The following is a 23,205-nucleotide window of genomic DNA, read 5'->3' as shown; positions in this document are numbered from 1 at the left end:
GGTAATATTAATATTCTTTTTTTAAAATTAAACCTGACAAAGGCGGCAATCGTAATTCCATTGTGTAGCTTCTTCCCATCATTTTCTTTGGAATAACTTTATTAATGTTAGGAAGAATGCCACTTCCTCCATATTTTTTATCGTCAGAATTAAGCAAGATTTTCCATTTTTTGTAATCGACACCCAATTGATAATCCATGCTATTCGGTGTCAAATTAAGGATGATCATCAATTTATCAGATTTCGATTTTCCTTTTCTTAAATAAATAAAAATCGAATGATCACGGTCATCGCCATTAACCCATTCGAAACCTTGCTTGTCAAAATTCAACTCAAACAAAGCTTTTTCGTGAGAATAGATTTTGTTCAAATCTTTAACAAATAATTGCAACTGTGCATGAATAGGATATTTAAGCAAATCCCAATCGAGTTGTGTTTCAAAATTCCATTCGCTGGTTTGCGCGAATTCATCGCCCATAAAAAGCAATTTTGCCCCAGAACTCGTAAACATATACAGATAAAGCGCACGAAGATTCGCATATTTTTGCCATTCGTCGCCATCCATTTTATAGATTAAACTGCTTTTACCATGCACCACTTCATCATGAGAAAGCGGCATCATATAATGTTCGTTAAACATATAAACGCTGGTAAAAGTGATTAAATCCTGATGAAACTTACGATAAATCGGATCTTTTTTAAAATAATCCAAAGTATCATGCATCCAACCCATCATCCACTTCATATCGAAGCCAATTCCGTCTTGACTGACAGGTTTTGTCAACTTAGGAAAATCCGAACTTTCTTCGGCAATAGTGATGACATCAGGAAACTTTTTATGTATTGCAAGATTACAATCTTGTAAAAAATCTTTTGCTTCAAGATTTACATTTCCACCGTGAATATTTGGTTCCCATTCACCATCATTTCTAGAATAATCAAGATGCAACATTGATGTGACAGCATCCACACGAAGTCCATCGGCATGATAACGATCCAACCAAAACATCGCATTACTGATCAAAAAAGATTTGACTTCTGGACGTCCGTAATTGAAAATATAGGATTTCCAATCGGGATGAAAACCTTTGCGCGGATCTTCGTGTTCATACAAATAACTACCATCAAATCTATGCAATCCGTTAGCATCACTTGGAAAATGCGATGGCACCCAATCGAGAATGACACCAATATCGTTTTGATGAAGTTGATCGATTAAAAACATCAAATCTGTTGGTGCTCCAAATCGCGATGTCGCCGCAAAAAATCCAGTTATCTGATAGCCCCAACTAGGATCATAAGGAAACTCCATAACTGGCATAAATTCGACGTGCGAAAATCCCATTTCCTTAAGATAAGGAATCAATTCTGCTGCAATTTCGCGATAAGTTAAAAATTCTTTGGGATTTTTTTTATTTCTTCGCCAAGATCCAAGGTGCATTTCATAGACCGAAATTGGCGTTTTCATCACTGGAATTTGTTGGCGTTTTTGCAACCATTTTTGATCATGCCATTCATACCAAGTCGACGCAATCACCGATCCAGCCTGCATCGCTTGTTCCATTTTAACAGCAAAAGGATCACTTTTTTCCAAAAGTTCATTCTTTTGCGTTTTAATACCGTATTTATAAACATCCGAAATTTTGACACCAGCAACAAAACCCTCCCAAATCCCTGATTGATCCCAACGACCAGTTAATGGATGTTCGCCAAATTCCCAATTGTTAAAATTTCCAATCACAGAAACTTCTTTGGCATGTGGTGCCCAAACAGAAAAATAAATACCATTCTCGCCATCAACAACGGCTTCGTGTGCGCCAAACTTTTCGTAAAGCTTAAAATGTTTACCTGACTTAAACAAGTAAATATCAAAATCCGTCCACAAAGAAAATGTTTTGACTTTTGGCATAGAAAGGCTATTAGACGATGTTAACAACTACAGCAAGTTAATCAATAATTGGCAATTGACAAGTTAATTTTCGCTACAAATCAATATTTCCATTTTCAAAACATATCTAAACATTTAATTAACATTAAATAAAGAAATAAATATTTTACAATTAATTATTACACAAATGTTAAAGATGTTAAAATATTTCATAAATTAGTTACCATTAACATATGACAAAAGATGAAGTTTAACCTGATGACGCCAGATGAAGATGATCGCGATGTTTATATAACAGGAAATTTTAATGCTTGGAATCCGAAAGATCCAAATTTTAAAATGACAAAAATTGACAATGCACATTATTTCATAGATATCGCCGACGAAAAATTGCCAGATATCATAGAGTATAAATTCACAAAAGGTGGTTGGGAAAATGTTGAAATCGACAAATACGACAATATTACGCCCAACCGAAAAGTAAAAAAAACAGATAAAGAATCAGAAAACACCGCCGAAAAATGGCGTATTAATTGGGGACCTTTCAAGGAAGAGTTTTTCCCTCATGTAGAATTAATCGACGAAGCTTTTTACATTCCACAACTGGACAAAACGCGAAAAGTTTGGGCATTGCTACCCTACGATTATCACGAAACAGACCTCGAATATCCCGTTTTGTATTTGCAAGACGCACAGAATCTTTTTAATGAAAGCTCAGCCTTTGGCAATTGGGAAATCGATAAAAAACTGGCATTGCTAGCAGAATATGGAAGAGGCAACCTCATCGTGATTGCTGTAGAACATGGTGAAAATGACCGTATCAAAGAATATATTTTTGACAATGATAAAGTTGCAGAAGGCGCGGAAGGCAAAAAATATTTAAGATTTATAACCGATACGCTAAAGCCATTTGTCGACCAAAAATATAGAACTAAAAAAGATCGCGATAACACCGGAATCGGAGGAAGCTCACTGGGTGCACTTATTAGCATCTACGCAGGATTTCTTTATCCAGAAGTCTACTCGAAGTTGATGATATTTTCGCCATCGCTTTGGGTAGAACCAAATAATGATTTTCCGCTAATGAAATTTAGCAAACCTTTTTACACCAAAGTTTATCTCTACGGCGGCGAAAAAGAAGGTTCGCAGATGGTAGAACGTATAGAAAAATTTGAATCTGCTTTACAAAACTTTGAATTAGAAGATTATTTTGATTTTGAAATTAAAACAAGTATAAATGATGAGGGCATCCACCAAGAATTCTATTGGTCACAGGAATTTCCGCGTGCTATAGAATGGCTTTATTATGACACTTTGGAGGATCCGTCAACGATAAAAGTACAACAAAACGCCACTGAAAAAAATGTCTAAAAAAAATACAACAAAACAATCAATACATCTTTTTACAACTGAAGATTGGTCAACATCTAAAGTTAATTTTCCAAAAAACATTCAACTATTTTTTTCTGCGGAAGAGAAGGATTTTTTTGTGAATACCGACGAAGATTCCGTGCAATATTTTATTGGCATGGGAAAACAAATGTCGACGGCTAGTCTTCTGAAAGTTGCCAAAAGTTTTTCTTATAAATATCGAAAATCTTTGTTGCCACAGAAATTATTGATTGAAAACGAATTGAGTAACGAGGATTTGGAAGTTTTTATTATTGGACTTTTCCAAGGAACTTACCAATATCCATTCAAAAATGAACATCCTTTTTGGAATTCAGATTTTGAAATTGAAACCTCAAAACAAGACAAAAAAACGATTAATGCTATTGTAAAAGATGCAAAGGCGCTTTGTATAGGACAGTTTGCAGGAATGGATTGGCTCAACAAACCTGCCAATCAAAAGAAAGTTGATGCGATTTCTTCATTTTTAAAAGATATTTCAAAAAAATATAAATTCAAGTATAAAGTTTATAACCGAGAAGAATCGATAAAGAAAGGTTTAGGAGCTTTTGTAGCGGTCAACCAAGGAAGTGCGATGGACGCTGCGTTCACCATTTTAGAATATCAAAGTCCTAAAAAATCTGCGCCAACTATTGGACTGGTTGGGAAATGCGTATTGTTTGATACAGGAGGTATTTCTATAAAACCATCCACCAATCTTCATTATATGAAAAGCGATATGGGCGGCGCTTCGGCTGTTATTGGGGCTTTAATTTATGCTGCCGAAATGCAACTTCCAATTAATATTGTAGCCGTTTTACCAATTACCGACAACGCCGTTTCGGAAAAAGCATATTTACCAAGTGATGTTGTGAAAGCCTACAACGGAAAAACCATCGAAATTATTGATACCGATGCGGAAGGCCGATTAACACTTGCTGATGGACTTTCTTACGTCACCAAAAATTATAAAATAGACCATCTTATCGACCTTGCAACCTTAACAGGAAGTAGCGTCCGAATGTTCGGAAATACGTGTGGCGCCTATTTTTGTAATGATGATAAGCTGAATCAAAAACTGCTTAGCTCAAGTGAGAAAAGCCAAAATAAAATTTGGAATCTTCCCCTTTGGGATATTTGGAAATCTGAAATTACTTCGGATGTTGCCGACTTTAAAAACATCTCCCTAAAACCTGTTGGCGATTGTATTGTTGCCGCAAAGTTTTTAGAACAATTCATCAACGAGCATCCATCATGGGCACATCTAGACATTGCCGGTGTTGCGTATGGAAATGTTGATTATGCAAAAGATAAAGCGGCGACTGGTTATGGTGTTCATCTTCTTGCACAGCTTTTCAAAACTTATAATTAAAACACAAATCAGAATATGATGGAGAAAACGATTGTTTGCATATCATGCTATTATAAAGGATTTGACTTTATGGACGAAACCAAAAAGCTCGGCAATAAAGTCATTTTGATTACCTCCGAATCTTTGAAGTCAAAAAACTGGCCGTGGCACGCGATTGACGAAATCTACTACATGCCCGAAATTGCGCCATCCATTTGGAATCTTGACCATTTGGTGCAAGGTTTTGCATATTTGATGAAGGTTCATCAAGTCGATGCTGTCGTAGCTTTGGATGATTACGACGTCGAAAAAGCAGCTATGATTCGTGAAACCTACCGAATTCCTGGAATGGGACAAACGACACACCGTTATTTCCGTGACAAGTTGGCGATGCGCCAGCAAGCTTTGGATAACGACATTAACGTTCCTGAGTTTTCGGCGATTTTTAATGATGAAAAATTAAACTTTTTCACAGAGGAACATCCTGGTCCTTGGGTTCTGAAACCACGTTCTGAAGCCTCTGCAAACGGAATTAAAAAAATTCTGAATCGTGAGCAATTATGGACTGCCATCGAAAATCTAAAGGAAGAACGTTACAAATTTCTTTTAGAAAGTTTTAAACCTGGAAAAGTTTATCATGTCGATTGTTTGGTGTATAAACATCAAATCGTTTTCGCTTGTTGTTCGCAATACACATCGCCTCCGATGAAGGTATCGCATGAAGGTGGTGTTTTTGCAACAAGAACTTTGGATCAAAACACTGATTTTACAAAAGCCTTGCTAAAAATCAATCAACAAGTTTTAGAAAAATTTGGAATAAAAAATGGCGCGACACACAGTGAGTTTATTTACGGTGATGATGGACAATTCTACTTCCTAGAAACCTCATCACGCGTTGGCGGTGCTCATATTCCGGATATGATAGAAGCGGCAACTGGTGTTAATATTTGGAGAGAATGGGCAAAACTAGAAAATGCGCTATTGCGTAAAAATGACTATTCGGTTTCTGCGGAGAAGAATCACTTTGCTGGACTTCTAATCGCTTTAGCCAAAGAAAAAGATCCTGACACATCAATGTTTAAATGTCCACAGATTTTTAAATTTTTATCTATTGAGAATCACATCGGAATCGTTTTTAAATCAGATTCTGAACAACAAATTATCGAAGATATTGACTGCGCCTCAGAAATTATAGCGGAACATATTCTCAACATTTTACCACCAACAGAAAAACCAACCTCTTAATAACATAAAATATGCATATAGAACATACTGATTTTTACTCACACATTTTGGGAAGAAGCCTAAAAGTTGAAGTTACAGGACATTTCGGATATCCAATTGTTATGTTTCCGACTTCACAAGGTTCTTATACTCAAAATGCCGATTTCCATCTTAACGGAAGTATTTCCAGTTTTATCAATGATGGAAAAGTGAAGTTATACAATGTCGAAACCATCGACAAAGACACTTTCTATGCCGACCATTTATCACCAGCCGAGCGCATCCGAAATTACGAAAGATATGTTCAGTTTTTGGTACAAGAATTTGTCCCTCATATTCAAAAAATGCATCAGACACATCGCGTAGCTGTTGCAGGTTGCAGTTTTGGAGGTTATCATGCGTCTAATTTTGCATTTAGATACCCAGATTTGGTTTCGCATTTATTCTGTTTGTCAGGTGCATTTTCAATCCGAAGTTTTATGGAAAACTATCAAGACAATTTGGTTTATTTCAACTGTCCAGAAGAGTTTGTACCCAATGATGAAGGTTGGAAATACCGACACATGCACATTGTCCTTAGCACATCTGACCAAGATATTTGCCTTGACAAAACCCGAAAAATGGCAGCTATTTTAGCGACGAAATCTATCAGCTTTTGGTATGACGAAGCCAAGTGGATTAACCATGACTGGCCACTTTGGCGAATGGTTTTTCCAAAATTCATCTCAACTTATTTTAATTAAATCATTTTAAAAACACATAAAAAAATTACAATTATGGCAAAAAAAGTAGGAATATTATTTGGTATGGAAGACACGTTTCCATGGGCATTTATCGATAAAGTTAACGAGTTAGGAAATGGCGAAATTATCGCAGAACCAGTAATGATTGACAAACTGGAGCAAGGCGCGGATTACGAATACGCGGTGATTATTGACAGAATTTCGCAGGATGTACCTTTCTACCGTGCTTATCTGAAAAATGCCGCAGTTAATGGAACCTATGTCATCAACAATCCTTTTTGGTGGAGCGCTGACGAAAAGTTTTTTAACAATGCTTTAATGACAAAAATCGGAATCCCTGTTCCGAAAACTGTACTTCTACCATCGCATGATCGACCAACCAACACTTCAGAAACTTCATTTAGAAATTTAAAATATCCTCACGATTGGGATTACATCTTTAATTATGTTGGCTTTCCAGCTTATATGAAACCTCACGATGGTGGCGGCTGGCGCAATGTTTACCGTGTAGAAAATCCGGATGATCTTTGGAATAAATTATCAGAAACTGAGCAATTGGTAATGATGGTTCAGGAAGAAATTGTCTTCGAAGATTACTACCGCGTGTATTGTTTGGGCAAAAAGTATGTACACATTATGCCTTACGATCCGCGCAATCCACATCACTTACGTTATGTAACTGAGTCAAAATATGAAGGTGCAGAACTGGAAAAAATTCTAAATACCATCCATGATTACACTTTAAAAATTAATGAGGCTTTGGGTTACGATTTTAACACTGTTGAGTTCGCTGTAAGAGATGGTATTCCTTATGCTATCGACTTCTGTAATCCTGCGCCAGATGCAGATCGCAATTCAGTTGGTGAGGACAACTTCCAATGGATTGTGGAACATTCTGCAAAATTAGCCATCGAAAAAGCCAAAGAATTTGTTTCTGGAAAACCAAATATTTCTTGGGGCGACTTCGTGAAAGATTCTGTTAAAAAATAGAACTTTTCTAACATCAAAAACACAAACTATGCACAAATTCACAATAGGAGTAGAAGAAGAATATCAGATTATCGATGCTGAAACACGCGATTTGGTATCACATGTTTCCAAAATAATTGAAGGCGGAAAAACACTTCTCAGCGAAAACTTAAAACACGAAATGCACGAATCTGTTGTCGAAATGGAAACTGGCATTTGTCAAAACGTAAAACAAGCGCGAGAAGAACTTACCAATCTGCGTCGTCACCTTGTAAAAGTGGCACACGAGCAAGGACTTCGCGTTTCGGGAGGCGGCACACATCCATTTTCGCATTGGAAAAATAACATCATTACCAAAGATGCTCGTTATGACAAATTGGTTAATGACATGGGCGATGTTGCACGTTCTAATCTTATTTTTGGTTTGCATGTTCACATTGGCATCCCAGACAGAGAAGAGGGCATCCGAATCCAAAATGTGATGCGCTACTTTTTGCCGCACGTTTATGCTTTGTCCACCAACTCGCCATTTTGGGTTGGTCGATTGACTGGTTTTAAATCTTATCGTCAAGAAGTTTTTGCTAAATTTCCGAGAACTGGTATTCCGAGTTACTTCAGTAGTGTTGCAGAGTTTGATGCTTATGTCAACTTGATGATCAAAACTGGGACTATCGACAATGCAAAAAAAATCTGGTGGGATTTGCGTGTCCATCCTTTTTATCCAACCATCGAATTTAGAATTTGTGATATGCCATTAACTATTGACGAGACGGTTTGTTTGGCTGCAATTATGCAATGTTTGGTGGCAAAAATTTACAAAATGCACCAGCAAAATATTAGTTTCCGCTCGTATCGAAGATTGATGATTTCAGAAAATAAATGGCGCGCTTCTAAAGACGGAATCCATGCTAATCTAATTGATTTCGGAAAAGAAACGAGTGTTCCATATTCCGATTTGTTGGACGAACTTCTAATGTTTATTGATGATGTTGTGGACGAGCTTGACTGCCGCGACGAAGTTGAATATTCTAAAGAAATTTTGAGAATGGGAACAGGCGCTGATCGTCAACTTAAAGTATTTGAGGAAAGCGGTGGCGACTTAAAAGCTGTGGTGGATTACATGATTTATGAAACTGAAAAAAGTGTTATCTAATCAGCATCGAGAGCTGTACAAAAAGCCATTTGTTAATATTTGCGTAACTTTGCAAAAATTATTTGCAGTATGAATCAAGCAGTTAGAATAGCGATTTTGGATATGAATAACAATTTTCCAAACCAAGGATTGGCGAATATTATTCAGATTTCTGAAGCTTTTAAAAATACAAATCAAGAACAAGTTAACATCGAGGTTTTTGATGTTCGTTATAAAAATGAAATGCCAAATATCGAGGATTTTGATATTTTTATTTCATCAGGAGGTCCCGGAAATCCTCACAAAGAAGGTTTTGCATGGGAAGCACCTTACGCCAACTTCTTAAATGGAATTTGGGATTACAACAAAAATAACGAAGACAAAAAATACTTGTTTTTAATTTGCCACTCATTCCAGTTGGCGGTTATCAATTGGAAGTTGGCTAATGTTTGTAAAAGAAAATCTTACTCGTTTGGTGTGATGCCAATCCACAAAACTGAAGAAGGTCATCATGAAGTTTTGTTCAAAAATCTTCCTGAACCGTTCTATGCTGTGGATTCGCGTTCGTTCCAATGTATTGAACCAAATGATGACAAGCTGAATGAAATGGGAATGAAGGTTGTCGCAATTGAGAAAATGCGTCCGAATATCCAATTGGAAAGAGCCTTAATGGCAATTCGTTTTTCGGATGAGATTTTCGGAACCCAATTCCATCCAGAAGCCAATCCAGCTGGCATGTTAGAAAATCTAAAAGATGAAACTAACAAGCAAGCGATGATCAACAATTTTGGCATGGAAAAGTATTTGGAAACCTTGGACAGAATTGACGATGAGGACAAAATCATTTTGACGCAAAAGGAAATATTACCAAGCTTCCTAAAAATGGCGCAAAACAAAATTTTAGCATCTGTCGCGCACAGTGTGCATTAATAAACTACAATAAACTACACAAACAAAACACAAATGGTACCAAAATATAGAGATCTTTTTAATCAAGAATTCAGCAACGAAAAATATGAGTTGATGAAGGAATTGATACATCAAAAAACTGGAGAATACACAGGCTTTCGCCTTTGTGAAACGCCCGTTTTTTTACCTTATTCTTTTAGAGAAAAATTATTGTATGCCGCGGAATCTATTCTAGAACAAATTAATAAAATACCAAAAGAGGTATTTGACAAAGCCGTTCCAGCAGATTGCTTTGTGCCAAATGACACCGACAAACCGCATTTTCTTTGTATTGATTTTGGAATTTGTCGTGGCGCAGATGGTAAACCAATGCCTCAGTTAATCGAGTTACAAGCTTTTCCATCTTTGTATGCTTTTGAAGAATTGCATCGAGATGTGGTATTTGAGATTTTTCCATTTTTAGCAGAACTATCACAAAGAATCCCTTCCGACCAAATGATTGCCATCATGAAGGAAGTTATTATCGCTGATGAAAAACCCGAAAATGTCATTCTTCTCGAAGTTTATCCAGAACGTCAAAAGACTAAAATTGACTTTAAAATTACGGAAGATTTACTAGGCATAAAAACAGTTTGTCTTAGTAAGGTTAAGAAAAGAGGTCGTGAAATTTTCTATGAAAATGACAAAGGCGAATTAGTAAAAATAAAACGTATCTATAACCGCGTCATCTTGGACGAATTGGACAAAATCGAAGGCTTCGAATCAGAATTCAACATTCGTGAAGATGTGGACGTTGTGTGGGTTACGCATCCGAATTGGTTTTATAAAATTTCGAAATATGTTTTGCCTCTTTTGGAGCATACTTATATCCCAGAAAGTTATTACGCCAACGAATTTCCAAGTGATGAAAACATCGAAGAATATGTGTTAAAACCTTTGTATTCTTTCGCTGGCGGTGGTATTAATCTGCACCCAACTAAAGAAACGCTCGCACAACTCGACAATCCGTCTCAATATATTTTGCAGAAAAAAGTGGAATATGCAGAGGTTTTCCGTGACCCAAATGGCGAATATGCAAAAGGCGAAATCCGAATGCTTTTTATCTGGAAACCTGGCGACGAATATCCTACTTATCTTAATAATTTGGTGAGAATGACAAAGTCCGAGATGGCGAATGTTGATTTCAACAAAGCTAACCAAATGTGGACAGGAAGCTCTTTTGCATTGTTTGTAAAATAGTTTTATTAAATTATTAACGGACTTTTTTTTATAAAAAGTGAAACGCCACAATATTTTTATGGCGTTTTTTTTTATTCAAGGAATTTTGATTTGCCTCAAAGCTAATACACAAAGTATTTAAAAGAGTTTTCAAACTAATTTTTGTCCATTAAGCTCAACTTGTTAAAGTTAAACTTTTAAGCTTTTATTTTATTTGAAAAAAACCACGGATTAGTTTTGGGAATAATTATCCGAAATCTGCGGCAGGGATGGAACGACCTGTTGGAGCTCTTTTTCGTGATGGCTTTTGTGCTTTAGCTCAGCTTGGCAACTAAATCTAGCCATCTAGAAAAAAGCGACTAGTGACAGCCCAAAATGCCGCCCAAATAAAAATTTTAAGATACCAAAAGACTGCAACCGCGAATGTCGGAATGGTCAATCCTGCCCAAAACTTGGAAGCTTTTGTTAAGCGTCTTCGGGTTTGGATTTTCAATGATTTTTCCTAAATCCTGTGTTGCAATAAAGCTGCAAGAATGGCGATTGGCGAGGTCGATAATGTTGATTGCGCCCGTCCTACCCGACTCCATATATGAAAATGGATCTTCGGTATTTCTCACCAAAATCCGCATCCAATTGGGACAATCGTAGATATTCTCGCCCATGGAATAAGCTTGCGACAACAATTCGGTCATCGAATATTCGGAGTAGATTTTGTTGGTTTTAAAAGCTTTTTGGAAAATCGACAAGAGTTCGTCTTTTGTCATTTCTTCTTTACGACCTTTCATGCCGCCCGTTTCGATAACGATAAGATTTTCGGTGGAATTAAGTTGTAATTTCTTAGATTTTAATGTGTCCAAAAAGTCCAACAAGGCAAACGAAACACCAAACAGAATAACTTTTTTATTAGAGGTTTTATTTAGAATTTCGAATAAATCTTCGTGATTGTAAAGGAAATATCCATTTTCTGGCTTACCCGATTTTTCGATAAGATAATTGACCATATAGATCAACGACGAATTGTCGCGCTCCAAATAACTCGGCAAAAGTCCCAGAAAAATAAAGTCTTCGGGCTTTCCAATAAATTGGTCAAAGCTTTTGTAAATGCTCTCTTCATACAATCCAAAATCTGCAATCCAATGTTTGGAGAGATTCATCTGCGTTGTCCCCGAACTTTGAAAATACTTTTCGGCAGTTTTATCTTTATCTAAAACTTGATGATTTTTAAACATTTCGATGGGTAAAAAAGGAATTTCTGCTACAGCCTTCACCTCATTTGGATTGATATTGAGATAATCAACAAACTTTTTGTAAACCTCAACATTCGCATATTGAAATTGAAAAGTCTCCAAAGCTGCTTCTTGAAAATCAGTTTCGGATTGTATATTGAAAATGGAATTTTGCATTTTTAATTATTCTTCAAAGGTTTTCAAATGGAATTCGCCATCGAAAACGCCGTAAGTAAAGTAAGAAATCCAGTCACCCAGATTGATATATTTAGCTCCTTTTGGCAAGTCCAAAACCATCGGCAAATGGCGGTGTCCATAGACAAAGTAATCGATATCTTCTGTCTCCAATTTCTTTTTGGAATAGACAATTAAAAACTCTTTGTCTTCTCCCAAAAACTCTTTGTCCTCCTCACCAGAAATCATTTTATTTTTTTGTGACATATACAAAGCAATACGCATTGCAATATCGGGATGTAACCATTTGAAAGCCCACTGTGCAAAAGGATTTGTGAAAAGTTTCTTCATCCTTTTGTAACCTTTGTCGCCAGGACCAAGTCCATCACCATGCGCTAACAAAAAGCGTTTGCCAGCAGCCGAAAAATATTGTTTTGAAAAAAATACTGTACAACCGATTTCTTCTTCAAGATAATCCTTCATCCATAAATCGTGGTTGCCAACAAAGAAGTAAATTTCAATTCCTGAATCTTTAAGTTCTGCTAATTTTCCTAAAACACGGACATATCCTTTCGGAATGACGTATTGCCACTCGTGCCAAAAATCGAATAAATCGCCCATCAAAAATAAGACTTGCGCATCTTTTTTGATTTCGTTGAGCCAACGGATAAAGCGCTCTTCCCGAATCTTACTAGACTTAGGATCGGGCGCACCAAAATGTTGGTCGGACGCGAAATAGATTTTTTTATCAGGTGAAAGATTAATTGGCGTCATTTTTTATTTCGATTATAAAAAACAATTTGAAATTTAGTTTTCTTCTGCTAACCATTCTCCATAAGAATTTTCGGTCTCGTGGAGTTTTAGATAAGCCAACTCGATGTTATTTGGAAGTTTATTCTTGATTTTTGCAGCGATGTCGTACAACATATTTTCGCAAGTCGGTTGGTAATTACAAAAGATAACTTTGTGCCCTTCGTCTGTTAACTTTTGACCAAGATTTTTGTGTGGCGACGCACCATTTACCAAAACGGCATGATCCCAAACATCAACAACTTCATCTTTTACAATTTTTTTGATATCGCCAAAATCAACTACCATTCCGTTCTTCACATCATCCAAATCATTGATAGGATTCCCTTTAACTGTCACAAAAAGCTTATAAGAATGACCATGCATATTTTTGCATTTACCATCATAATTATAAAGCACGTGAGCAGTTTCGAAAGTGAAAATTTTTGTAATACGAATCATATCGCAAAGATAAGCATTTTTCGTTTCAAGAATATCGGAAATCTGTTGCATAAAGCACCTGAAATTTTATGAAAAATTGGGTTTTTCTAAAAGTTTAAAAATTTGTAATTTGGCGAATAATATTTAAAAGTAGAAAAGAGACATGTCAACATTAACTTTTGCAGAAAAAATTGCGCAAGCAGAAAATTTTCTTCCAATTAACGGAACGGATTATATCGAATTTTATGTAGGGAATGCTAAGCAAGCAGCTCACTATTACAAAACAGCTTTTGGATTTCAGTCTGTTGCTTATGCAGGTCCAGAAACGGGTGTTAGAGATCGTGCATCTTATGTTTTGCAACAAGGAAAAATAAGATTGGTATTAACAACTGGTCTTAAATCGGATTCTCCAATTAACGAACATGTTAAAAAACATGGCGATGGTGTTAAGATTTTGGCACTTTGGGTTGATGATGCCTACAAAGCATTTGAAGAAACTACAAAAAGAGGTGGAAAACCGTATCTAGAGCCAGTTACGCTAACTGACGAACAAGGTGAAATCAGAATGTCGGGAATCTACACTTATGGAGAAACGGTTCATATGTTTGTAGAGAGAAAAAATTATAATGGCGCCTTTATGCCAGGTTACGAAAAATGGGAAAGCGACTACCAACCAGAAGATGCTGGATTGTTGTATGTTGACCACTGCGTTGGTAACGTAGATTGGGACAGAATGCTTCCTGTGGTTAAATGGTACGAAGATGTTATGGGATTTGTAAATATCCTTTCTTTCGATGACAAACAGATTAATACAGAGTATTCTGCTTTGATGTCTAAAGTAATGTCAAACGGAAATGGTTTTGCAAAATTCCCAATTAATGAGCCAGCAGAAGGTAAGAAAAAATCTCAAGTTGAAGAATATCTAGACTTCTACGAAGGTGAAGGCGTACAACATATTGCAGTTGCGACAAAAGATATCGTACATACTGTAACTGAGCTTAAAAAGAGAGGTGTTGAATTTCTTTCTGCGCCACCAGAAGCTTACTACGACATGATTCCTGAAAGAGTGGGAACAATTGATGAAGACATAAAAAAACTTCAATCTTTAGGGATTTTGGTAGACTGTGATGAAGAAGGATACCTATTACAAATCTTTACAAAACCAGTAGAAGACCGCCCTACTCTTTTCTTCGAAATTATCGAAAGACATGGCGCACAAAGCTTTGGTGCTGGTAACTTTAAGGCATTATTCGAAGCTTTAGAAAGAGAACAAGAAAGAAGAGGAAATCTTTAAAATTATAAAACACTTAGATGAAAAAAACACTTTTAGCTGGTGCATTAATGCTGACTACAATTAGCATTAGTGCACAAAGCTATCAACAATTAGATGACATTATTTCTAAAATTGAAAGCCGCGTTAAAAAAAATAAAAACGCCGTGGATTTTGACATTCTAAACAAGAAATTTGTTTTGATGGAAACTTTTGATGACCACGACGAAAGACATATTGTTGAGTTTAACCCTGACAATACTGTTACACTAATCGAGCTTTTCGATGACAAAGAAAATGGTCAAACAGCGTCTAACGTCTTTACTGGCGATTATGTACGCAAAAATAATATTGTATCCGTAAGAGCAGATATGTTGGAAGGCAAAAAAATTGGGATGCCTCTAACCTATACTTTTTATCTGATGAACGCCAAACAAGTTTGGTATTTAAAAGATACTAGCTCGAACAAGCGTTGGATAGAGAATACCAAGCTTGGAAAGAAAAATTAAAATAAAATTATATGAAATCATTTGTAGATTACGGTCCAGATAGTGACTTTTCTATTCACAATATCCCTTTTGGGGTTGCGGTTTTTAATAAAGAATATATTGCTTGTGCAACAAGAATCGGTGACATTGTTATCGATCTTGCAAGTCTACATGATTTTGGCTATTTCGAAAATATCAAAGGTCTAGACGAAAACGTTTTTGAAGCTTACACTTTAAATGAATTTATCGAACTTGGTAAACCTATTACCAACGAAGCTCGTTTAAAAATTCAGGAACTTTTGCTTGAAGATTCTGCTTTGGCAAACGATGAAAAAACGAAAGAAGCTTGCTTCTTTGACTTGGACAAAGTGCAAATGATGATGCCAGTACATGTTCCGAACTATACGGATTTTTACAGCAGCATTCAGCATGCGACTAACGTTGGAATGCTTTTCCGTGATCCAGCCAATGCCTTGCTACCAAACTGGAAACATCTTCCTGTAGGTTATCACGGTCGCGCTTCTTCGATTGTTGTTTCTGGTGTTGACATCCAACGTCCAGTTGGTCAAATAAAACCACCAACAGCCGAAAAACCTTTCTTTAGTCCTAGCTTACAATTGGATTTCGAATTAGAAATGGGATTTGTTGTTAACAAAAACACAGAACTTGGTGAACACATCCCAATGGAAGAAACCGAAGATGCTATTTTTGGAATGATGATTTTCAATGATTGGTCGGCTAGAGATATTCAGTCTTGGGAGTATGTTCCGCTAGGGCCATTCTTAGGCAAGAATTTCGGTTCTAATATTTCGCCTTGGATTGTAACAATGGAAGCTTTAAACCCATTCCGAACTGCGTCTCCAACGCAAGATCCAGAAGTTTTGGATTATCTGAAATTTGAAGGTGACAAAAATTATGACATTAATTTGGAAGTTTATCTAAAACCAGAAAATGGTGACGATAATCTAATTAGTGCTAGTAACTACAAATTTATGTACTGGAATATGTGCCAGCAATTAGCGCATCACACTGTTAATGGTTGTAATGTTGAAGTTGGTGACATCTATGCTAGTGGAACGATTTCTGGTGAAGATCCAAAATCTTATGGATCAATGATGGAGTTAACTTGGAGAGGTCAAAATCCAATTAAACTATCAAATGGCGAGGAAAGAAAATTTGTTGAAGATAATGATACGATTACCATGAAAGCTTGGTCAGAAAAAGACGGCATTCGTGTAGGGTTCGGAGAAGTTACTTCTAAAATTTTACCAGCTAGAAAAATTTAAGTTTATTTTAACCACAAAAGCGCTTTACATTTTAATCTTATTTTTGTGGTTTGAGATATTTCAAAAACAATGTTTTAAAACCCTTTGTGGTTCAAAAAATATGAAAACATTAACACCAGCGGACCTTACAAGTCCACAACTGCAATTGGTGATGCAGTCGGCAATTGCGCCACGACCAATTGCTTTAGCAAGTACAATTAACGCAAAAGGAGAAATCAATCTTTCTCCTTTTAGCTTTTTCAATATGTTCAGTACCAAGCCGCCGATTCTCATTTTTTCGCCGAGTCGTCGCGTACGTGACAATACGACCAAACATACACTTCATAACTTGTTAGAAGTTCCAGAAGTCGTTATTGGCAATGTTAATTACGATATGGTGCAACAAGTTTCTTTAGCGAGTACAGAATATGAAGACGGCGTTAACGAATTCGTGAAATCTGGTCTGACCATGAAGCCTGCCGAATTGGTAAAACCACCATTAATTGCAGAGTCACCCGTTAATTTTGAGTGCAAAGTTTTGGAGATAAAATCTTTGGGCGAAGTTGGAGGTTCTGGAAACTTGATTATTTGCGAAATTGTAAAAATCCATATTCAGGAGCAATTCTTGGGAGACGACGGCAATCTCGACCAAAACAAACTAGATTTGGTGGCAAGACTAGGAGCCAATTATTATTCGAGAAGTAACGCCGATAGCCTTTTTGAAGTTCCAAAACCTTTGGTAACAAAAGGCATTGGATATGATCAATTACCAGAAGCGATTAAATCCAGTACAATTTTCACAGGAAACAATCTTGGTATGTTAGCCAACATTGAAGAACTTTCTGGAACTAATTTTTCCGGTGAAGAAGCTGTACACATCCTTGCACAAAAGCAATTACATCAAAATAAAATTGCAGAAGCTTGGGAAATTTTAAAACTTGATTAAATGAAAAAATTATCGACTTTAATTTTAGCTTGTTCAACAAGTTTTGTTTTTGCGCAAACAATTTCTGAAACCAGAATTAAGGACATTGTAACTACGCTTGCTGCCGACGATATGAAAGGCCGAAAAATTGGAACACCAGAAAATGAAAAAGCAGCGGAATTTATTGCAGAGCAATTCAAAAAGAACAAATTAGATTATTGCTATGGCAAATCTTATTTGGTTCCGTTTCATTACAAAGACGAAATGTACTTTAATGTTTGTGCGATTAAAAAAGGAAAAACAGACAAGATCATAGCATTCGGAGCGCATTTTGATCACATCGGCGAACGTGCAACTGGAGATGACAAAATCTATAATGGTGCTGACGACAACGCCAGTGGAACATCAGCAGTTATCGCACTTTCTCATTATTACAAAGATCGAAAAGACGATTACAGTTATATGTTTTTAGGTTTTAATGCTGAAGAAATTGGATTGGTAGGTTCTGACAATTTATCGAATAATACAGAATTCAAGAAGTATCTTCCGAATATTAAAGCGCTTTTCAACTTCGAAATGATTGGAACGAAATCAGAATTTGGTGCTAACAAAATGTTTATGACAGGCGACAATGTTTCGGATTTAAAAGATATCCTGAACCAAAACGCTGTTGACGATTTCAAAATTGCCAGCGATCCTTATCTCAACCAAGGTTTATTCTATCGCTCTGATAATGTCGGTTTTGTTAAGAAAGGCGTTATTGCACATTCGTTCTCAACCGTTGATATGAACCATCAAAATCATTATCATAAAGTAAATGATGATATTACGGTTATCGATTTTAAAAACCTAACCAACTTGGTTAACAGTTTTGCCAAAACTTTAGATAAAACCCTGCAAAAGGATTTCAATCCTAAGTATAACGACAAGCTTGAAAAATAAAAAAATGTCACTCAAATTTGGGTGACATTTTTCTTATCTGTTTATTTTGATAAATGCGCTCTTAACATCCAAGCCATTTTTTCGTGCTTTTCTAAAAGACCAACCAAGAAATCTTCTGTACCGAAATCTTTCGTTTCATCCATCTTAGAAACCGCATTACGTATTGATTTTATCACAGATTCGTGATCTTCTAACAATACTTTTACGAAAGTTTGGCTATCATTTTTAGCTATTTTTTTCTCCAATAAGTTTGACAATTGTAAAAATTCTTTCAAACTCGCAGGAGCAAATTCTCCCAGTTGTCGGATGCGCTCCGCAACCTCATCAATAATCTCCTCGATTTCATCATATTGACTTTCAAAAAACACATGCATTGCATGAAAATCAGCACCTGTGATATTCCAATGTGCATTTCGAGTTTTGGTATAAAGAACATGTTCGTCTGCCAAAAGCACAGATAGTGTTTTTACATTATCCTTAATTTGTTTTGCATCTATTCCAATTGTCATTTTCATAATATTTTATTTTTAAATTAATTCAATTTTATGTTACAAAACTACATCAAACCGTCTACCAATAAGACTTTTATTAATTTAAAAAAGGAAAACAAAATAATGACAAAATCTATCACAAAAATTAACTTCGATAGACAAACAAAATAATTATAGATTTTTCTTCAAAAATTCAATTGACTTTTCAGAAACAAATTTTAAATCTTTGGGCATCTGCTTTTCAGACCAAGGCTCAAAACTTCCAAAACCATGATCACCATTTTCGATGACCAACAATTCTGAGTTCTTTGCCCACTGGTGAAGCAATTCAGCCTCCTTTAAACTAACTGTTTCGTCAGCAGAACCATGAACAATTAAATATGGAATCGATAATTTTTTAACAGCTTTCTCGATTGTAAATCGTTCTTCATTCGCTTTGAAATCTTCAAAAAACTGATAATAATGAGGCATTTGCTGTTTGGTTCTTTTATTCTCGATGTAGAGAACGCCAGCCTTTTTGATTTCAGACAACATTTCTTTAGGTGGAAAGCGTGATGCATAATCTGAAATACCTGCAAAATCTACCAATGCTTTAATACGAGAATCTTCTGACGCTTGGATCACAACATTTCCGTTTCCACGGCTATGACCAATCAAAGCAATTTTGGAAGCATCAACTTCGGGAAGTTTAGAAAAATGATCGATAACAAATCGCAAATCACTCATCTCTTTAGAATAATTATTATGTCCAAAAGCTTCCAAATCGGCAAAATTTGAAGTATCGTCCAATGTTGTTCCGTTATGAGAAAAATTAAATTTAACAAAATAAAAACCTGCTTCTGCAAATGCTTCCGCCAAATAATGCCAAGCTCCCCAATCTTTGAAGCCTTTGTAACCGTGCACCAAAATTACAAGTGGCAACTTTTCATCGCTTTTTTTATAGTAAATGTCCGCTAAAAAGGATTTGGTTTCAGGATTTGTAAGGAAGATATTTCTGTGTATTTCGATTGACATATTTTATTTTTAAAGTTATAAAAAAGCAAACACTAATTAATAAGCTTCGATACATTTTCTACAAAAATCCTGCAAACTGGCGTCCGTTTCTGCATTTTAAAATTTTTGACATATTTTAAAATTAGGGATGGCTTAATTTTTGAAAACTTTTTTGCAACTATAAATTATAAAATCATTATGCGACCGAAATACATTATTACAGCAAGCCTCGCAACCATCGCAATAGCAAGTGTTCCTCAATCTTGTGTTGCTTTGGCGACTTCAAGTATTGGACTTTCAATCATTAAAAAAATATTGATAGGCGGAATTTCTAGTGGAACTTCAATTTTTAAGGACAAAAACGCCTTTATGTCGAACAACCTTATCGACCAAGCAATGCCATCACAATTACGAAGTATTAATTCGACTTTAACGAGCTTAGGACTTTCGAATTTAGTTCAGAAAGAAAAAGAATATATTGCTGATGCAGCAGCTTTCACATCAAACCTTGCAGAACCTATTTTGATAAATGGTGTTAACAGTTTGACCACCGACGATGCTGCACGAATTGCACAAGGCGGCTCTGGCATTGCAACACAAGTTTTAAAGGAAAAAACGCAATCTCAATTGGTTGCAGCAATTGCTCCTGAAGTTGATAAAAAACTGAATGAATACGGCATTATTAAAACCATCAACACCGCACTGAAAGGCAACAATCTTCTTGGAAGTCTTTTGGGACAAAGCAATAACAATCCTAATGCAAGTATGTTAAGTAATCTCGCATCGGAACAATTGGTAAATGGTATGTTTGCATTAATTGGAAATTACGAGAAACAAAATACCGATATGATTAAAAATGCTGTGAAATAGTTTTTAAAAACTAAAAACATTTTTGTTAATTAAATTAGAAATCAAAAATTTTCGGATAGAAAATACTAATGTCAAAGCCTAAGATTGTCGATAGCTTTGATTATTAACAAATCTTAAAATTCACTATCTTTGAGTATCCGATTGTTTTCGGAAACTTTTTTAAACTTTAAAATTATGGCAGAAATTATCAACAGTGATCATAAAAGTCCCGAAGAATTCTACAAATCTCTTCATGAAAAATTGACAGATCATCACAATTTTCCAGAAGAATATTTATACAAATTTATTGTACCGAGTGACTCTGGAAAGATTACTGAAATCATGAAAGTATTCGATGGACTTCAACACACTTTCAGCAGTAGAGATAGTAAAAATGGAAAATACACGGCATGCACATTACAATGTTTTGTATTGGATGCTGACCAAGTGATTGACATTTACAAAAAAGTTGCTGAAATTGAAGGCGTTGTTATGCTTTAATGAGCTTAGCAAAAACAAAAAAACCTCTAGAAATTCTAGAGGTTTTCGTTTTATTTAAATCTGAAAAATTCGATTAAGAATTCTCCAAAATATAAGTAAACATCAATGGTGCACAGATTGTAGCATCAGATTCAACGATATATTTCGGTGTATCGATATCCAATTTACCCCAAGTGATTTTTTCGTTAGGAACTGCTCCCGAATAAGAACCGTAAGACGTTGTAGAATCTGAAATCTGGCAGAAATATGCCCAGAAAGGTACATCTTCCCACTCCAAATCTTGATACATCATCGGTACAACACAAATCGGGAAATCTCCAGCGATACCGCCACCAATTTGGAAGAAACCAACACCTTTACCTCCAGAGTTTGCACGATACCATTCTGTTAGGTAAATCATATATTCGATACCAGACTTTACTGTGTGAACATTAAGATTTCCTTTGATAACGTTAGACGTGAAAATATTACCAGTTGTAGAATCTTCCCATCCTGGACAAACGATTGGCAAGTTTTTCTCAGCCGCAGCAACAATCCAAGAATCTTTAGGATCGATTTCATAATATTGCTCTAGAACTCCAGAATTAACAACTTGATACAAGAATTCGTGTGGGAAATATCTTTCGCCTTTTTCCTCAGCAGCATGCCAAACATCTTCTAAGTGCGTTTGCAATCTTCTGAAAGCTTCCTCTTCCGGAATACAAGTATCCGTAACACGGTTGTAATGCTGGTCAAGAAGTTCTCTTTCTTGCTCTGGTGTTAGATCACGGTAATTAGGCACTCTTTTGTAGTGAGAATGCGCAACAAGATTCATCACATCTTCTTCCAAGTTAGCACCTGTACAAGAGATGATGTCCACTTTTCCTTGACGAATCATATCTGCAAGGATTTTGCCCATTTCTGCAGTCGACATTGCACCAGCAAGGGTAATCATCATTTTGCCACCATCTTTCAAGTGGGCCACATATCCTTTTGACGCATCTACCAACGCAGCAGCGTTAAAGTGTAAATAGTACTTTTCAAGAAATTCTGAAATAGGTCTATTGCTCATTTTAAAATTGTTTTTGCAAAGATAACAATATTGGATTGTAAAGGCTAAATCTTGTCAAAGGAAAAATAGAATTTATCATTTGTTAAAAATTTTGTTTCAGATAAGTAATAAAAAAGGCTTCCAATAGTTCTAAATAAAGCACCAGAACTGCATATCTTTATAAAGACCTATCTTTGCAAAATCAATTCAATAAAATGAAACGGTATATTTTTGCTTTTTTAGTTTTAAGCATCAATTTTTACTTTAGTCAGAAAAACAAAAATCTCGATTGTTACGACTTAAAAAAAGTTCTCGAGGTTGAAGCAACAGCTTTATATCAACCACATCTTGACGCTTCCAAGAAGTTTAACATTAAGCTCCTCAAAGATTCCAAGGACATTACAAAGTATAACAACAAGGGCAAACTTCCGAAAATAAAACTCAATGGCACAGGTTACAAAGTTCAGAAATTAGACTACAGTCATCCTTATCTTGTGTCGAAGGCCAAAACGACTTTAGAAAAAATCGGATCAAAATTTAGCAAAGACAACAAAGGTTCCAAAATAACCATTACTTCTGTAACGCGTTCTCTTGAAGATCAATGCAGACTTCGGAAAGTCAACAAAAACGCGTCGTTAGGCATCAGCTCACACAATTACGGTAATTCATTTGACATTTCTTATGTCCGTTTTAATGGAAAATTGGAGCAAAATTCAAAACTAGATGCGGCGCTCCTCAAAGTTTTAAAACATTTCGAAGGTCTGGGCAGAATTTATTATATCAAAGAAAAGCAACAAAGCTGTTATCATGTCACAGTGAGAAATTACTAATTTTGGTTGATGGTTGTTAGTTGTTGGTGTTTAGTGTTTAGTGTTTAGTGTTTAGTGTTTAGTGTTTAGCAAAAATAATTCATAATTCATAATTCATAATTCATAATTCATAATTCATAATTCATAATTCATAATTCATAATTCATAATTCATAATTCATAATTCATA

At 35.7% G+C, this 23,205-nt stretch carries 23 protein-coding genes; 16 read left to right on the top strand and 7 right to left on the bottom strand.

Annotation, left to right across the window (positions count from 1 at the left end):
- Positions 1-7 precede the first annotated feature (7 nt).
- On the bottom strand, positions 8-1,909 hold the full coding sequence (gene glgB, locus Q1V95_RS06345) for a 1,4-alpha-glucan branching protein GlgB (protein WP_300671810.1): 1,902 nt from the start codon (positions 1,907-1,909) through the stop codon (positions 8-10).
- Between the two features lie 222 nt (positions 1,910-2,131).
- Here glgB and Q1V95_RS06340 point away from each other — a divergent pair, with 222 nt between their 5' ends.
- The 8 genes from Q1V95_RS06340 (at position 2,132) to Q1V95_RS06305 (ending at position 10,844) form a co-directional block, all read left to right on the top strand.
- Entirely contained in the window at positions 2,132-3,259 is a 1,128-nt protein-coding gene (locus Q1V95_RS06340) for an alpha/beta hydrolase-fold protein (protein WP_300671807.1), read from the top strand.
- Complete coding sequence (locus Q1V95_RS06335) at positions 3,252-4,649, top strand: leucyl aminopeptidase family protein (protein WP_300671804.1); 1,398 nt, start codon at positions 3,252-3,254, stop codon at positions 4,647-4,649. Before Q1V95_RS06340 ends, Q1V95_RS06335 begins: the two co-directional genes overlap by 8 nt.
- Before the next feature lie 15 nt (positions 4,650-4,664).
- Positions 4,665-5,873, top strand: a complete 1,209-nt coding sequence (locus Q1V95_RS06330; protein ID WP_300671801.1) for an ATP-grasp domain-containing protein — start codon at positions 4,665-4,667, stop codon at positions 5,871-5,873.
- 11 nt (positions 5,874-5,884) lie between these two features.
- Entirely contained in the window at positions 5,885-6,595 is a 711-nt protein-coding gene (locus Q1V95_RS06325; protein WP_300671798.1) for an alpha/beta hydrolase-fold protein, read from the top strand.
- A 33-nt stretch (positions 6,596-6,628) separates the two neighbouring features.
- Positions 6,629-7,585 carry a hypothetical protein gene (locus Q1V95_RS06320; RefSeq protein ID WP_300671795.1) on the top strand — a complete coding sequence of 319 codons (957 nt, stop codon included), beginning with the start codon at positions 6,629-6,631 and terminating at the stop codon, positions 7,583-7,585.
- A gap of 28 nt (positions 7,586-7,613) precedes the next feature.
- The gene (locus tag Q1V95_RS06315; protein WP_300671792.1) at positions 7,614-8,717 is read left to right on the top strand and encodes a carboxylate-amine ligase; all 1,104 of its coding nucleotides are present in this window, start codon (positions 7,614-7,616) and stop codon (positions 8,715-8,717) included.
- Between the two features lie 69 nt (positions 8,718-8,786).
- Positions 8,787-9,626, top strand: coding sequence for a GMP synthase (locus Q1V95_RS06310; protein ID WP_300671789.1), 840 nt, complete (start codon positions 8,787-8,789; stop codon positions 9,624-9,626).
- 33 nt (positions 9,627-9,659) lie between these two features.
- Positions 9,660-10,844 carry a hypothetical protein gene (locus tag Q1V95_RS06305; protein ID WP_300671786.1) on the top strand — a complete coding sequence of 395 codons (1,185 nt, stop codon included), beginning with the start codon at positions 9,660-9,662 and terminating at the stop codon, positions 10,842-10,844.
- A gap of 374 nt (positions 10,845-11,218) precedes the next feature.
- Here Q1V95_RS06305 and Q1V95_RS06300 read toward each other — a convergent pair whose 3' ends face one another.
- From Q1V95_RS06300 to Q1V95_RS06290, 3 genes are read right to left on the bottom strand one after another with little or no spacing between them, the layout of a single operon-like run.
- Complete coding sequence (locus Q1V95_RS06300) at positions 11,219-12,226, bottom strand: acyl transferase (RefSeq protein ID WP_300671783.1); 1,008 nt, start codon at positions 12,224-12,226, stop codon at positions 11,219-11,221.
- Between the two features lie 6 nt (positions 12,227-12,232).
- A complete protein-coding gene (locus tag Q1V95_RS06295; RefSeq protein WP_300671782.1) occupies positions 12,233-12,997 on the bottom strand; it encodes a UDP-2,3-diacylglucosamine diphosphatase in 765 nt (254 codons plus the stop codon).
- A 33-nt stretch (positions 12,998-13,030) separates the two neighbouring features.
- On the bottom strand, positions 13,031-13,474 hold the full coding sequence (locus tag Q1V95_RS06290; protein ID WP_300671843.1) for a 6-carboxytetrahydropterin synthase: 444 nt from the start codon (positions 13,472-13,474) through the stop codon (positions 13,031-13,033).
- 142 nt (positions 13,475-13,616) lie between these two features.
- Here Q1V95_RS06290 and hppD point away from each other — a divergent pair, with 142 nt between their 5' ends.
- From hppD to Q1V95_RS06265, 5 genes are all read left to right on the top strand, one after another.
- Positions 13,617-14,747, top strand: coding sequence for a 4-hydroxyphenylpyruvate dioxygenase (hppD, locus tag Q1V95_RS06285; RefSeq protein WP_300671780.1), 1,131 nt, complete (start codon positions 13,617-13,619; stop codon positions 14,745-14,747).
- A 17-nt stretch (positions 14,748-14,764) separates the two neighbouring features.
- A complete protein-coding gene (locus Q1V95_RS06280) occupies positions 14,765-15,232 on the top strand; it encodes a hypothetical protein (RefSeq protein WP_300671777.1) in 468 nt (155 codons plus the stop codon).
- Between the two features lie 11 nt (positions 15,233-15,243).
- Positions 15,244-16,497, top strand: a complete 1,254-nt coding sequence (fahA, locus tag Q1V95_RS06275; protein WP_300671775.1) for a fumarylacetoacetase — start codon at positions 15,244-15,246, stop codon at positions 16,495-16,497.
- A gap of 100 nt (positions 16,498-16,597) precedes the next feature.
- Positions 16,598-17,422: a flavin reductase family protein gene (locus Q1V95_RS06270; RefSeq protein ID WP_300671772.1), complete on the top strand. Its 825-nt coding sequence runs from the start codon at positions 16,598-16,600 to the stop codon at positions 17,420-17,422.
- Positions 17,423-18,343, top strand: coding sequence for a M28 family peptidase (locus Q1V95_RS06265; RefSeq protein ID WP_300671769.1), 921 nt, complete (start codon positions 17,423-17,425; stop codon positions 18,341-18,343).
- A 41-nt stretch (positions 18,344-18,384) separates the two neighbouring features.
- Here Q1V95_RS06265 and Q1V95_RS06260 read toward each other — a convergent pair whose 3' ends face one another.
- Positions 18,385-18,858: a DNA starvation/stationary phase protection protein gene (locus Q1V95_RS06260; protein WP_300671767.1), complete on the bottom strand. Its 474-nt coding sequence runs from the start codon at positions 18,856-18,858 to the stop codon at positions 18,385-18,387.
- 147 nt (positions 18,859-19,005) lie between these two features.
- The gene (locus Q1V95_RS06255) at positions 19,006-19,848 is read right to left on the bottom strand and encodes an alpha/beta hydrolase (RefSeq protein ID WP_300671764.1); all 843 of its coding nucleotides are present in this window, start codon (positions 19,846-19,848) and stop codon (positions 19,006-19,008) included.
- 177 nt (positions 19,849-20,025) lie between these two features.
- Between Q1V95_RS06255 and Q1V95_RS06250 the strand changes: the two genes are divergently transcribed.
- Both Q1V95_RS06250 and Q1V95_RS06245 read left to right on the top strand, forming a co-directional pair.
- Positions 20,026-20,697, top strand: coding sequence for a DUF4197 family protein (locus Q1V95_RS06250; protein ID WP_300671761.1), 672 nt, complete (start codon positions 20,026-20,028; stop codon positions 20,695-20,697).
- Positions 20,698-20,871: 174 nt separating this feature from the next.
- Positions 20,872-21,177, top strand: a complete 306-nt coding sequence (locus Q1V95_RS06245) for a DUF493 family protein (RefSeq protein WP_300671758.1) — start codon at positions 20,872-20,874, stop codon at positions 21,175-21,177.
- Between the two features lie 73 nt (positions 21,178-21,250).
- Here Q1V95_RS06245 and Q1V95_RS06240 read toward each other — a convergent pair whose 3' ends face one another.
- Positions 21,251-22,228, bottom strand: a complete 978-nt coding sequence (locus tag Q1V95_RS06240; RefSeq protein ID WP_300671755.1) for a deoxyhypusine synthase family protein — start codon at positions 22,226-22,228, stop codon at positions 21,251-21,253.
- Positions 22,229-22,422: 194 nt separating this feature from the next.
- On the opposite strand from Q1V95_RS06240, the gene Q1V95_RS06235 reads away from it, so the two are divergent.
- A complete protein-coding gene (locus Q1V95_RS06235; RefSeq protein ID WP_300671753.1) occupies positions 22,423-23,037 on the top strand; it encodes a DUF5715 family protein in 615 nt (204 codons plus the stop codon).
- Positions 23,038-23,205: the final 168 nt, after the last annotated feature.

The sequence above is a fragment of the Soonwooa sp. genome, assembly GCF_030151385.1.
In the GTDB taxonomy this organism is placed as follows: domain Bacteria; phylum Bacteroidota; class Bacteroidia; order Flavobacteriales; family Weeksellaceae; genus Soonwooa.
This window is presented reverse-complemented; position numbering and strand designations above follow the sequence as displayed.